This is a genomic window from Streptosporangium sp. NPDC050284 (assembly GCF_044459525.1).
In the GTDB taxonomy this organism is placed as follows: domain Bacteria; phylum Actinomycetota; class Actinomycetes; order Streptosporangiales; family Streptosporangiaceae; genus Streptosporangium.
Genome location: NZ_JBITIZ010000001.1, coordinates 988,823 through 1,001,614, shown reverse-complemented (window position 1 = coordinate 1,001,614; position 12,792 = coordinate 988,823). Strand labels below are relative to the sequence as shown.

The 12,792-nt window shown below is 70.5% G+C and carries 13 protein-coding genes; 7 read left to right on the top strand and 6 right to left on the bottom strand.

Annotated elements, in window-relative coordinates; translation table 11 throughout:
• Positions 1–171 precede the first annotated feature (171 nt).
• The 6 genes from ACIBH4_RS04270 to ACIBH4_RS04245 all read left to right on the top strand — a co-directional run bounded on the left by ACIBH4_RS04270 (position 172) and on the right by ACIBH4_RS04245 (position 5,480).
• The gene (locus ACIBH4_RS04270; protein ID WP_362769379.1) at positions 172–1,419 is read left to right on the top strand and encodes a glutamate-cysteine ligase family protein; all 1,248 of its coding nucleotides are present in this window, start codon (positions 172–174) and stop codon (positions 1,417–1,419) included.
• Positions 1,416–2,873, top strand: coding sequence for an ergothioneine biosynthesis protein EgtB (gene egtB / locus ACIBH4_RS04265; RefSeq protein WP_362769377.1), 1,458 nt, complete (start codon positions 1,416–1,418; stop codon positions 2,871–2,873). Before ACIBH4_RS04270 ends, egtB begins: the two co-directional genes overlap by 4 nt.
• On the top strand, positions 2,874–3,587 hold the full coding sequence (gene egtC, locus ACIBH4_RS04260) for an ergothioneine biosynthesis protein EgtC (protein WP_362505939.1): 714 nt from the start codon (positions 2,874–2,876) through the stop codon (positions 3,585–3,587).
• Between the two features lie 85 nt (positions 3,588–3,672).
• Positions 3,673–4,653: an L-histidine N(alpha)-methyltransferase gene (gene egtD, locus ACIBH4_RS04255; protein ID WP_362505936.1), complete on the top strand. Its 981-nt coding sequence runs from the start codon at positions 3,673–3,675 to the stop codon at positions 4,651–4,653.
• Positions 4,654–4,921: 268 nt separating this feature from the next.
• Positions 4,922–5,158, top strand: coding sequence for a DUF2945 domain-containing protein (locus ACIBH4_RS04250; protein WP_362505933.1), 237 nt, complete (start codon positions 4,922–4,924; stop codon positions 5,156–5,158).
• Positions 5,151–5,480, top strand: a complete 330-nt coding sequence (locus ACIBH4_RS04245; protein ID WP_362505930.1) for a DUF3140 domain-containing protein — start codon at positions 5,151–5,153, stop codon at positions 5,478–5,480. The genes ACIBH4_RS04250 and ACIBH4_RS04245 overlap by 8 nt, the downstream gene beginning before the upstream one ends.
• Positions 5,481–5,716: 236 nt before the next feature.
• Here the strand turns inward: ACIBH4_RS04245 and ACIBH4_RS04240 are convergent, their stop codons facing one another.
• The 3 genes from ACIBH4_RS04240 to metG all read right to left on the bottom strand — a co-directional run bounded on the left by ACIBH4_RS04240 (position 5,717) and on the right by metG (position 8,165).
• Positions 5,717–6,007, bottom strand: a complete 291-nt coding sequence (locus tag ACIBH4_RS04240) for an IS3 family transposase (protein WP_362505927.1) — start codon at positions 6,005–6,007, stop codon at positions 5,717–5,719.
• A complete protein-coding gene (locus ACIBH4_RS04235) occupies positions 6,004–6,309 on the bottom strand; it encodes a transposase (protein ID WP_362505924.1) in 306 nt (101 codons plus the stop codon). The genes ACIBH4_RS04240 and ACIBH4_RS04235 overlap by 4 nt, the downstream gene beginning before the upstream one ends.
• A gap of 302 nt (positions 6,310–6,611) precedes the next feature.
• The gene (gene metG / locus ACIBH4_RS04230; RefSeq protein WP_362505921.1) at positions 6,612–8,165 is read right to left on the bottom strand and encodes a methionine--tRNA ligase; all 1,554 of its coding nucleotides are present in this window, start codon (positions 8,163–8,165) and stop codon (positions 6,612–6,614) included.
• A 384-nt stretch (positions 8,166–8,549) separates the two neighbouring features.
• Between metG and ACIBH4_RS04225 the strand changes: the two genes are divergently transcribed.
• Positions 8,550–8,858 (top strand): MiAMP1 family antimicrobial peptide, encoded by a 309-nt coding sequence (locus ACIBH4_RS04225; protein WP_362505918.1) that lies wholly within the window; start codon positions 8,550–8,552, stop codon positions 8,856–8,858.
• A gap of 194 nt (positions 8,859–9,052) precedes the next feature.
• Here the strand turns inward: ACIBH4_RS04225 and ACIBH4_RS04220 are convergent, their stop codons facing one another.
• The 3 genes from ACIBH4_RS04220 to ACIBH4_RS04210 all read right to left on the bottom strand — a co-directional run bounded on the left by ACIBH4_RS04220 (position 9,053) and on the right by ACIBH4_RS04210 (position 12,489).
• Positions 9,053–9,202, bottom strand: a complete 150-nt coding sequence (locus ACIBH4_RS04220) for a hypothetical protein (protein ID WP_362505915.1) — start codon at positions 9,200–9,202, stop codon at positions 9,053–9,055.
• Between the two features lie 136 nt (positions 9,203–9,338).
• Positions 9,339–10,922: a right-handed parallel beta-helix repeat-containing protein gene (locus ACIBH4_RS04215; RefSeq protein WP_362505912.1), complete on the bottom strand. Its 1,584-nt coding sequence runs from the start codon at positions 10,920–10,922 to the stop codon at positions 9,339–9,341.
• A gap of 313 nt (positions 10,923–11,235) precedes the next feature.
• Entirely contained in the window at positions 11,236–12,489 is a 1,254-nt protein-coding gene (locus tag ACIBH4_RS04210) for a pectate lyase (RefSeq protein WP_362769374.1), read from the bottom strand.
• Between the last annotated feature and the right edge of the window lie 303 nt (positions 12,490–12,792).

Genomic DNA, 12,792 nt, shown 5'->3' with positions numbered 1-12,792 from the left:
GCTACCATTTCTCCGGCGCCCTCCACCAGGAGGGCGCCGCGACGACCGAAAGGCCGGACGAGACGCCGCGACCTCGCGCGCCTCGACGCCCTTCATTCCCCCTAACGCCTGAGCCTTCACGGCTCTATAAATCCATACCTAAATGGACATATAAGGCGAAAGGGGATGAGGATGACCGGTCTGGCGACCGAGAACACACTTATCCGGAACGCCTCGGATGTGGAGACCTTCGCACGACGCTGCTTCCTCGGCTCCCCCGGCGACCGGGTGGGTGTCGAGCTGGAGTTCCTGGTCTTCGACCATACGGATCCCGCCCGCCAGGTCCCGCTGGCGAGGATCACCGACGCCCTGCCCTCGCTCCCCGGAGGGAGCCTGGTGACCTACGAACCCGGGGGCCAGCTGGAGCTCTCGGGACCGCCCGGCTCGCTGCCGGACGCGATCGCCCTGCTGACCGCCGACGTGAACGCGGTGCGCCGGGCGCTCCGGGACGCCGGCCTGGTGCTGGGCGGGGTGGGTCTCGACCCGCTGCGACCGCCCAGGCGGCAGCTGCGCCTGCCCAGGTACGAGGTGATGGCGCGGTTCCTCGGCACCCCGTACGGGTCGCTGATGATGTGCTCGACGGCGTCGGTCCAGGTCAATCTGGACCTGGGCGACAGACCCGTGGCTCGCTGGGAACGCGCCCACCTGCTGGGGCCCGTCCTCGTGGCGGCCTTCGCCAACTCGCCGCTCAGCGAGGGACGACCGTGCGGATGGATGTCGGGGCGGCAGGCGGTGTGGGAGCGGCTCGACCGCACGCGCACGGCCGCCGTCCCGGTGAGCCGCGACCCCGGCGCCGCGTGGACGGACTACCTGCTCGACGCCCGTCTCATGGCCGTGCGCGACACCGACGGAGACGGGGAGGACACCGAGTCCTACCGTCCGGTCCTCGACGGCTCGACCTTCCGCGACCGGCTCGCCTCGCCGGAACACCCGCCGACCCTGGCAGACCTGAGCTACCACGCCACGACGCTCTTCCCGCCCGTACGGCCGCGCGGCTGGCTGGAGATCCGCTATCTCGACGCCCAGCACCCGGCGATCTGGCCGGTGTGCGCGGCGGTGACCCACACCCTGGTGACGGACGACCGCGCGGCCGACGCGGCCCTGGCCGCGGCCGGGCCGTGCGCGGGGATGTGGGCGTCGGCGGCGCGCCGCGGCCTGGCCGAGCCCCGGCTGCGCAGAGCCGCCGACGCCTGCTTCCGCGCCGCCCTCGCCGCGCTGCCCCGGCTGGGGGCGGCCCCGGCCCTGGTCTGCGAGGTGGCCGCCTTCGCCGACCGCCACGTGACACCGGGCCGGGCCCCGGCCGCCGACCTGCTCGATCTGGTGAGGGAATCGGCGGAACGCCTGCCCGACTGGCTGGCCGAGGAAGGACGGATCCGATGAGCGACTTCAAGGAACGGATCGCCGCCGAACTGACCGCCGCGCGGAACCGCTCCACGACCTACACCGACGCCGAGGACGACCTGCTGGTCAGACAGCATTCGCCGCTGATGTCACCTCTGGTGTGGGATCTGGCCCACGTGGGCAACTACGAGGAGCTGTGGGTGCTGCGGCAGGTCGGCGGGATCACCCCGCTCCGCCCGGAGATCGACGACCTGTACGACGCGTTCAAGCACCCGCGCGCCGACCGCCCGTCCCTGCCCATCCTCGGGCCGGCCGAAGCGCGCCGCTACATCGAGGGTGTGCGCGGCCGGGTGCTGGACGTCCTGGACACGGTCGACCCCTACGATCCCGACCCGCTGCGCAGGAACGGCTTCGTCTTCGGCCTGGTGATCCAGCACGAGCACCAGCACGACGAGACGATGCTCGCCACCCTGCAGCTGTCGGGGCGGCCTGGACTGGTCCGCGACGGCGACCTGCCTCCCGGAGGAGCGCCCGGCTCCGAGGAGGTGTTCGTCCCCGCGGGTCCTTTCATGATGGGCACCGACACCCAGCCTTGGGCCTACGACAACGAGCGCCCCGCCCACCGGCTCGACCTGCCCGGCTACTGGATCGACAGGCTGCCCGTCGGCAACCGCGCCTACGCGGACTTCGTCGAGGACGGCGGCTACGACGCCCCCCGCTGGTGGTCCCCCGACGGCCTGCGCTGGCTGCGGCGCAACCACGCCTCCGCCCCGCTGTTCTGGACCAGGGACGGCGACACCTGGTGGCGTAGCCGTTTCGGCAGGACCGAGCCCGTACCCATGGACGAGCCCGTGCAGCACGTGTGCTGGTACGAGGCCGACGCCTACGCCCGGTGGGCGGGAAAGCGGCTGCCCACCGAGGCCGAGTGGGAGAAGGCCTGCGGCTGGGACGCCGCGGCCGGGCGGGCCCGGACGTATCCGTGGGGCGACGACGACCCGGGACCCGGCGTGGCGAACCTCGGGCACAGGGCGGCACGGCCGGCCCCGCTCGGCTCCTTCCCGCTGGGAGCGAGTCCCTGCGGCGCCGAACAGATGATCGGGGATGTGTGGGAGTGGACCGGTTCGTGGTTCCTGCCCCACCCAGGTTTCCGTAGTTTCCCCTACCGCGAGTACAGCGAGGTGTTCTTCGGCGCCCGCTACCGGGTGCTGCGCGGCGGGTCCTGGGCCTCCGACCCGGCCGTGGTCCGCACCACGTTCAGGAACTGGGACCGCCCGGCCCGCAGGCAGATCTTCGCCGGCTTCCGGTGCGCCCGCTCGGCCTCCCCTGAGCACTCCCCCCGGCGTTCCCCCGGCCACTCCGTCAAGCGCTCCGCGCCGCGTTCCCCCGGTGACTTTCCGGGAGGTTCGCCCGGAAGTCCGCCGGGACGCCACCGGGAGCGCCCGGCGGAGCGCCTTACCGAGCGTTTTACCGGGCGTCCTACGGAGCGCGGCTAGATGTGCCGCCACGCCTCCTGGCTGGGTGCTCCACGCACCCTCGCCTCGCTGATCCACGACCCGGTCCACGGCCTGCTCCGGCAGTCCTACGCCCCGCACCTGCAGCGCCACGGCAGGCTCAACGCCGACGGCTTCGGCATGGGCTGGTACGACGCCTTCGCGGAGCCGGTCCGCTACCGCCGGACGATCCCCGCCTGGGCCGACGCCAACCTGGCGGGCCTCGCTCGAACGGCCCGCTCCGGCTGCCTGCTGGCCTGCGTACGGTCGGCCAGCGCCGGAATGCCGATCGAGGAGAGCGCGACCGCGCCCTTCGCCGACGGGCCGTGGCTGCTCAGCCACAACGGCCGCGTCTCGCGAGAGGTGGTGAGGGAGCTCGCCGACGACGCGGAGAGTTCCTGCGACTCCGCGTGGCTCGCCGCCGCCGTGTTCGCCAGGCGGCGGATGGGCGACCCGCTCGGCGAGGCCCTGGCGGAGGTCGTCACCCGCGCCGGACTGAAGGATTCGCGCGCCCGTCTGAACCTGCTCGCCTGCGACGGCGCGTCGATCGCCGCGACCGCCTGGGGCGACACGCTCTTCCTCCGCCTCGACGGCCACCCGCGCGACGGCGTGCTCGTCGCGAGCGAGCCGCTGGACGACCGGCCCGGCTGGCAGGCCGTGCCGGATCACACCCTGGTCCTCGCCTCACCCGACGGGGTGAGCGTCCAGCCGCTGTGACCGGGCGGGGCGAGACCACGAGAAAGCACAGCACCCGGCCACGGACCGGCGAGCGGGATCGTGGCCCCCACATCCAGGAGGCCCAGTGACCGTCAGCGAGCCAACCATCCGCCTGGTCAACCATCTCGGCCGCGACCATCTCCGGCAGGCACTCGAACACGACGTCCGCGCCGGGCTGACGTCGACGCCGAAGTGGCTGCCGCCCAAGTGGTTCTACGACGAGGCGGGCAGCGAGCTGTTCTCCCGCATCACCCGGCTGCCCGAGTACTATCCCACCCGTCGCGAGCTGGCGATCCTGCGCAGGGAGGCCCTCGACATCGCCGTGCGCGGCGGCGCGGACACCCTGGTCGAGCTCGGTTCGGGGACGAGCGAGAAGACGGTCCTGCTGCTGGACGCCCTCTCCGCGGCCGGGACGCTGCGCGCCTACACGCCGGTGGACGTCGACGCGGCCACCCTGAGCGAGGCCGCGCACCGGCTCGCCTCCCGCTACCGTGGCCTCACCGTGCACGCGATCTGCGCCGACTTCGAGGCGCACCTCGCCCTGCTGCCCCGTACGGGACGGCGGATGGTGGCCTTCCTCGGCGGGACCATCGGCAACCTGGCCCCGGCGGCGCGCGAGGTGTTTTTGAAGGAACTGCGCGCCACGCTCCGTCCCGGCGACACCTTCCTGCTCGGCGCGGACCTGGTCAAGGACGCCGACCGGCTGGTCGCGGCGTACGACGACGTGAGCGGGGTGACCGCCGCCTTCAACCGGAACGTCCTGCGCGTGATCGACAGGGAACTGGACGCCGACTTCGAGCCGGACGCCTTCGAGCACGTCGCGCTGTACGACGCGCGGCACGAGTGGGTCGAGATGCGGCTGCGCGCGAGCCGCGCCATGCGCGTGCGGATCGGCGACCTCGGCCTGCGGATCTCCTTCGCGGCCGGAGAGGAGATCCGGACCGAGATCAGCGCCAAGTTCCGCACCGAGGGCCTGCGCAGGGAACTCATGGCGGCCGGTTTCGGGATGATCCGCCAGTACATCGACCCCACCGGCGACTTCGTCCTCCTCCTCGCCCACCCGTGACCCGCGCTCCCCTTGGTGCTCGACACCGTATTCCGGGCACCGCCGGTGAGCTCGGCGGAGGTGTGGAACCGCTCACAGCCACCCCGGCGCCCGGCGCCGGCTCTCGCCGGGCGCCGGGCCGGGGTGGCAATCAGCGAGTAACCACCTGCTAAACACCGGCCATCGACCACGGCGCCCCGTCGATCGTTGAGGGCGATCCGATCCAGCGAAGCGCCTGGGTTCGAGCCCGGCACGATGGGGTTCGAAAGGGTACGGGTAAGGGTCGGCCATGACCGACAAGCGCAAGCAGGACGACCTCGACGTGGGTGACGAGGTCACGTGGGAGAGCCACGGCTCGTCGACCTCGGGCAGGGTCGAGAAGAAGATCACGGAGCGGACCGAGGAAGCGGGCCGTACCGTGGACACCTCGGCCGACGATCCGCAGTATCTCGTACGCAGCGACAAGAGCGGCAAGACCGCCGTGCACAAGCCGTCGGCGCTGCGCAGGAAGAATCGCCATGACTGACGACGGCGAGCGGATCGCCGCGGACTTCGACCAGGCGGTCAACATGACGGCCGCGGAACTGGAACGCTGGCTGGACACCGATGAGTCCAAGAGCGCCGGGGACAAGTCGGGCGGCGAGGAGTCGACAGGCCACCGGTCCGGCCGCCAGATCATCGAGATCCTGCGGAAGCGGAAGGACGACCTGGGAGAGGACGACTACGCCCACATGCGCAAGGTGATCGGCTATGTCCGCCGCCATCTGACGCAGCGGCCGTCCCGGGACGTGAAGGAGACCCGCTGGCGATACTCCCTCATGAACTGGGGGCACGACCCGCTCAAGTGAACGCGGCCCGCGCCGCCGGTCACGCGCGGACAGGCCGTCCGGACCTCGTCCCCGGCGGGCCTGAACCGGCCGAGGGACGTCGCGGTGTTCTCCGCTTCGCGGAGGGCGACCACCGCATCTAAAACTGACGTGAACCGCGCCGGGTTTCGTGGAGACTCTGGTGTGTCCCGAGTCCGGTGGAGTCGCGTTTCTGGATTGTCATGCCACGATGGTCGTGTTTTCGAACTCTATCGGGGTCAACATGCCAAGGCTGCTGTGACGCCGGCCAGCCCGGCCCGGCGCATCAGGAGTTCCACTGCGCCGTGACTGACCGGCACGCCGTGGCCCAGCCGCAGCTCGGCGTGTACACGGCGGGCACCGTAGGTGCTGCGGGAGTCGGTATGCACCTGAGTGATCAAATCGGTCAGCCAGGCGTGCCGGATCGCACGCTGGGAGGGGGGCCGGTTGCGCCAGGCGTAGCAGCCCGAGACCGACACCCGAAGGACCCTGCAGGCGACCTCGACCGCGATGGCTTCATCGACCGTCACCGCGACGGCTTCGAACCGCCTTTTGGGGGCACCACCTCTCGCACCAGCTCGATCGCACGGCGGGTGGCCCGCAGTTCGGTCTCCAGCTCGGCGATGCGCTGCTTGGCCGCGACCAGTTCGGCCTTCTCTCTGCTGGTCAGACCGGGTTCCAAGCCGCGGTCGATGCGGTCTTGTCGACGCCAGGAATAGATCGTCTGGCTGCTGATGTCCAGGTCACGGGCCACATCGGTGACCGTGCGGCCCGCCTCAACGAGATCCAGTACCTTGCGTCGGAACTGCGATGGGTAGCCATGCCGTCCCATGCCATTCTCCTCTCAACGAGTGGCACAAGAATCCAAGAACCCGCCTCCACAAGACCAGGGGCACACCAGGAGCAACGGCCGGGATGTCTGGGCAGAGGAGCCACGCAAGCCTGCGGGGAGCGCCAGTTCTGGGTGACCAACTGGGGGGCAACGCCCCCGGACGGGAGCGTTTCCGATGGCCGCTGCGTCGCGGTGAGGGCCGGGACACGGCCCCGCCCGCGTCGCACCCGGCGCGGATCGGAGCACGGCCCCCTTACACCGCGCGCCGGAGCACGGAACCCGGCCCTCGTGCGCGGTGTGCGTCAGGGCAGGGGTTCCGGCTCCGGGGCGGCGAGCCGCCGGAAGAGCGGGCTCGGCTCGGGAAGGCCACTCTCCCCGGCCGTGCACTGCGCGGCGATCCGGGCGGCCGTACCTGGCAGGAACGGCGCCAGCTGATCGGCCAACGTCTCGCACGCCCGGACGAGCGCGGCGAGGACGGCGTCGAGCCGGGCCGCGGCGCCGGGGTCGCCGTCGCGTTCGGCACGGGCCAGCTCCCAGGGCCTGGTGAGGTCGACGTAGCGGTTGGCCTCGTCGACGATGGCCCAGACCGGCGCGGTGGCCCGGCGGAACGCGAAGTCGTCCAGGGCCGAGCGGACGAGACCGGGCGCCTGGCGGCAGACCGTCTCAAGGGCCTCCCCTCCCGGCGCGCCGATCCCACCGTCTCCCCCGGGCCCGGCGAGGGGAACGTGCCCGTCGCGGTAGCGATGGACCATGGCGACGACCCGGTTGACGAGGTTGCCCAGCCCGTTGGCGAGTTCGTCGTTGGCGCGGGCGACGAGCCGGTCGACCGTGAAGTCGGCGTCCCCGACGCGCGGCACCTCGCGCAACAGCCACCAGCGGACGGCGTCGGTGCCGTACTCCCCGGCCAGGGCGATCGGATCGGCCGTGCCCCCACCGGATTTGCTGATCTTGCGGCCACCGGCGGTGAGGTAGTCGTGTACCACCACGTCCGTGGGCGGCGGCTGCCCGGCCGACAGCAGCATCGCCGGCCAGTAGACGGCGTGGAAGCGCAACACCCCCTTGCCGACCAGGTGGATCCGGCGGTCGGCGCCGACCCACCAGCGGCCGTGGTTCTCACCGCCGGTGCCGTAGTCCAGGGCCGTGATGTAGTTGCCGAGCGCGTCCCACCACACGTAGACGACCTGGCCGGGGTCCCCGGGAACCGGGATTCCCCACCCCCGGGCACGGGCGGTCGACCGGGAGACCGAGAGGTCCTCCAGACCTCCGGCGATGAAGCCGAGGACCTCGTTGCGACGCTCCGCGGGCTCGATCCTCAGGCGTCCGCCGGCGACGAGGTCGTGGAGCCGGTCCGCGTAGCGCGAGAGGCGGAAGAACCAGTTCTCCTCGGCCACCCGCTGGGGCTCGACACCGTGTTCCGGGCATCGTCCGCCGGTGAGCTCGGCGGGGGTGTAGAACTGCTCGCAGCCGACGCAGTAAAGACCCTCGTAGTGCTTGCGGTAGAGGTCACCGGCATCGGCGCAGGCCCGCCAGAGCCTCTCCACGCCACTGCGGTGGCGGGGGTCGCGGCTGGTACGGATGACGTCGTCGACCGCGAGTGCCAGCGGCTCGCGCAGCGCGACGAACGCCTCGGCGTTACGGTCGACGAACTCCTGGACGGGAACACCGGCCGCCTCGGCGGCCAGCACGTTCTTCAACGAGTTGTCGTCGGTGCCGGTCTGGAACCGCACCTGCTCGCCCTGTGCCCTGCGGAACCGGGCGAGCACGTCGGCCTGCACGAGCTCCAGCGCGAACCCCAGGTGGGGGCGGGCGTTGACGTAGGGAATGGTGGTGGTGACGTAGATGTGCGGCGTGGTCATCGGAACCTCCGGGAAAACGGGGGCTCCGGCCGGTGAAACGCGCCGAGGCCCCGTGACAGGGCCTCGGAAACGAACGTCCGTGCGGCGTCAGCGGCCCCGTGAGCGGGGCATCATCACCTGGCGTCCGAACGTGTTCATGCGGTCAGGCTAACACCCGCCCCTCGGCACGAGCCGCCGGTTTTACGGCGAACGCCCTCAGCGCCACGAGGGATCAGGTGCCCTCGCGACGAGCCGCTGGGAAACCATGACACCCCGCGCGGGTCGCCTCATGGCCTCGGCGATACCTCTGGTAAACGATCCGGACCATGCATTGACCGCTTGCTTCACTCTGAGTGATAGTCTCATTACTCATTGTAGACAATCGAGATCGTCGAGAGGATCGTCGTGAAGCGAATCGCCCTCGTCCCCGTCATCTCCGCTGCCTTGGTCGTGGTCATGGGCAGCGCCGCCTACGCCTCGCAGTACGTGGCCTACGAAGGGCCGGGCTTCACCGGCCGGTCGGTGGTCATCGACCGGTGCGGCCCGTCCAACATCCCCTTCCACGGGTCGTACAGGTGGTACGGCGACGGCCAGAGCGGCCGGATGTACAACCAGCCCGACACCCAGGGGGTGATGCACTTCGAGTTGGCGTCCAACCGCAACGCGGAGCAGAGGACGCCCGTCGGCTGGAAGAGCATCTTCATCGTGTGCTGACGTCCCGAAGACATGGCCGGAAGGCGGAGCCCGTCCGCCTTCCGGCCACGCACCCGCGTCTCCGCCGCCCGCCTCCTCAGACCGAAAGTCGCCGGCTCCGGACGCAGTAGAGCATGACCGGCAGGTCACCCTTGTCGACGACAAGGTGGACGGCGCGGTGTTCGAGGAGGGCTCGGCGGACAGCAGGCCACCGGTTACCTGGCCGACTCCATGATGGCGAGCACCTCCGGCATCATCTCCCGGTAACCGGCGCCTTGCTTGACCCGAGCGCTGAAGTTCTGGGCTTCGTGCGTCGTCGGCAGGACACCCACGAGCAGCATCCGGAGCCCTGCCGGCCCGTACACCTTGAAGAAGGTGCGCCTGTCCTGCTCGGCTCCGGCCCCCGTGGAGAGATCATCACCTACGGGGGCCGGGCGTGCCGGCGATGTCTTCGCCGGAGCGGCCGAGGAGCGAATCCGTGCCGCGTGGTGTGGGGACGGGTCAGATGCGCGCGCCGACGTCGGCGCCGTTGGAGGGGCGTAGGAAGGTGGAGGAGCGGATCGAGCCGTCCGCCGCGCGGGGTCCGGTCATCGTGCCCGGGTCGGTGCCGGTGAAGGTCCAGGTGCCGCCGAGGTTCCAGGAGTTGCCCGAGCCGGAGGAGGACGAGCCGAGCGAAACCTGCGTCGCGTTCGCCACTGACAGGTTCTTGGTGAGGGTGGAGCCGGAACGGGCGAAGTTGAATCCGGTGCCGCCGTTGCGCCACGCGGTGTTGCGGTCGGCGGTCAGTAGTCCGGGATTGCCGTTGTCGATGAAGCCGCCGACCGCGTTGTCGAACGCGATGGAGTTGCGGATCACGTGGTCGGCCCGCGGGTCCGGGTCACCGCCGCCGAGCTTGAAGCCGTTGCCGTCTCCGGTGTAGTCGGGCAGGTTCCACCGGTTGAAGCCGTTGCCCCACGCCACCGACGACTCCACGGTGATCGGTGACGGGAACATCCAGAAGTCCAGGCCGTCGTCGGAGTTGTTCCACAGCCGGGCGCCGCGCACCACGTTGCCGCTGCCCGAGCCTTCCTTGATGGCGAGGCCGTCGGCGCTCTCGCCGTTCTTGCGCGGGTCGCGATTGCCGTAGGCGTCCAGGTTGATGATCTGGTTGTTGCCGGAGGCGCCCTGAAGGTGCAGGCCAGACTCGTAGTTGTCCCGGGTGATCAGACGGTCGAAGACGTTGTTGTTGGTGTCCAGGCCGAAGACGCCGTACGGGCCGTGGATGACCTCCAGGCCGATCAGGCGCCACCAGTCCCCCTCGATGTGGATGGCGCCTCGCTCGGGGCGGGGAATGGAGGAGCCGACCGCGCCGGGCGTGTAGGGCATGTTCTCACCGTCGAGGATCACTTTTTCGCCGTTGTGGTTGCGCATCGTGATGGGCTGGCTCGGGGTGCCGTTCTTGAGGATCTGGATGTTGGTGCTCGGCGCGTACGTTCCGCCGCGGAGGATGATGGTGTGGCCGGGCTGGGCCAGGTCGACCGCCCGCTGGATGGTCTTCAGCGGTGCGCTGAGCGTGCCCGGAGCGGCGTCGTCGCCGTTGGTCGCCACGTACAGCTCGTTGACCGGTTGCGGTCCGCCTCCGGTCTCGACGTCGAGGTAGTCGATGTTGGGCAGCCCGGCGGAGGTGGTCGGGGTGAGGCGGATGGTGTTGCCGCCCGCGTTGACCGGCACGGTCAGGGTGGTGGTGGTCCAGGCCGTCCAGGCACCGGTGCCTCCGAACGACGGGGTCGCCACCGTGGATCCGTTGACGACCAGACCGGCGGGCCTCGCAGTGGTGGTGCCGTTGGCGAAGCGAATTCCCAGTGTCGCGACACCGGCGGCGGAGGCGTTCACGGTGAACTGGGCGTAGCCGCCGACGGCGTTGTCGCCGTTGCAGAAACCGCTGCCGGAGTAGCCGGTCCAGTTGGAGTCGACGGTGCCGACGCAGACCGCGGGCGAGGTCTCGGCCTCATGGCGGATGGGAGCGGCGTGCGCCGCGTTCCCGGACAGCGCGACGAGTACGCCGGCGAGCAGACCGGCACACGCGAGGAAAGGTGTCAGACGCATCGTTGGTCTCCAGGGGCGTTTCATCGTGGGGCGGCGGCTGGAGCGGGACCGTCACGAGCCGATCTTTCTCGCGCCCCGGTCGGCGGACTCGACCCGAGAGGCGACCGCCCTCGCGTGCTCGGGCGGTCGCCGGTGTGGGTGTTCTGCCAGGTATGGGCGGTTCCACCGCCCTCGCGTGCCTGGGGGTCGATGCGGTCTCGCGGTTGCGGTCGGGGTCGTCTTCGGGGAGCACCGGGTAGGCGGGGTGGGGGGGAGCACCCCGCCTACCCGGCACAGGGCAGGAGGTGTGCGTCTGCCCGCCTACCCGGAGGTTCTAGCGGCGGGTGATGTTGGACTCCGAGTACAGGCAGTTCGTGCCGTCGGGTCCCTCACCGATCTTGCTGGGCTCGCTGCCCTTCGGCACGCCCTTGTAGCGCTCGCAGATGGTGGTGTTGCCGTAGACGGTGATCCGGCTGAAGCGCGCGGTGTCGCCCCAGTTGGAGTTGATCCCGGCCAGCACCTTCGTGGAGCGGGCGGTGATGCCGTCCATCACCACGTGGCGCGTGTAGGAGCTGGAGCAGTTGCCGCAGGCCCGGTACAGCTTGCCGGAGCTGTGCACCTGGAAGTTCCTGATCGTGAGCGTGCCGGCGCCGTTGTGCTGGAAGACCTTGTCGGCGCCGGACTTGGCACCGCCGCCGTCCACCAGGTAGGTGGCCGAGGAGCTGGAGGACTTGAACGTCGCGGCGTCCTCGCCGACGTCGTTCCACCACACGTTGCGAATGGTGCAGGAGCCCTCGCAGTGGATGCCGTCACCGGCCGGGGCGTCGAGGATGACGTTCTGGATCGTGCCGCCGTTGGCCACGACGAACATCGGGTCCTGGCTCTCGCCCTGGCCTCCGTCACCGATGCCGTAGTAGCGCTTCATGCCGCCGTCGAAGAACGTGCCGGCGTTGCGGGTGGTGGTCTGGTGCACGCTGCCGGTGTCCGAGGGCCACGAACCGCTGCCGTCACCGCCGCCGGGGGGCGGGGTCGGGGTGGGAGTCGGGGTGGGGTTCGGAGGGGGCGTGCCACCGGCGGTCCGGAACGTCCACTGCTTGGTGGTCACCGAGTCGCAGGAGTTCTGCTGCAGCAGGGCGCCGGAGGAGGTGGAGTTGTCCTGGACGTTGAGGCACTTGCCGCCGTTGGCGTTGACCACCCGGTAGTTGGACCCGGAGGCGGTGAGCTGCCAGGTCTGTGACGCGGCTCCGGTGCAGGACTCCTGCTGGACCGCCTTGCCGGCGCTGGTGGAGGCGTCCCGCACGCCGAGGCACTTGCCGCTGTGCGCCGCCTTGATCTGGTATCCGCCGCCCGAGGAGGTGAGCGTGAAGACCTGTCCGGCGGCGTTGGTGCAGGCGTTCTGGGCCAGTTGCACGCCGTCGCCGGTGCTCTGCCCCGGTACGGCGGCGCACAGGCCGCTACCGGCGTTGGCGAGCGTGTAGTTGCCGTTGGAGGGGGCCGCCGAGGCCGGGGTGGAGAGCACGGTCACCAGTCCGCTGCCCGTCACGAGGGCGGCGGCCAGCATGACCGCGAGTCTTCGGTCCTTGCGCATCGTCATCTCCAGTTCGGTTGGGGGGGTGCGAGCGCTTGGCGGGGCCGAAGCGCGTCAGGGGGTGATCCCCTTGGCGGCCACACCTGCGGCAGCCCGGACACCCTGATCGTCACCGTCCTCGTCAAGCTCCCTTCGCCGGCGGGCACGCCTGCCGGACACCATGGAGAAGGTCGCCCACCTTCTGTCGGTAAGCGCTTTCCCGCATGCGCTTGGAGTGAAGCACAAGGTGGATGAGGATGAGAAGCCCCAATAGGCGAAAAGCCCCGATGGCTCGTCATCGGGGCAGTTCACAGCGATTTTCCG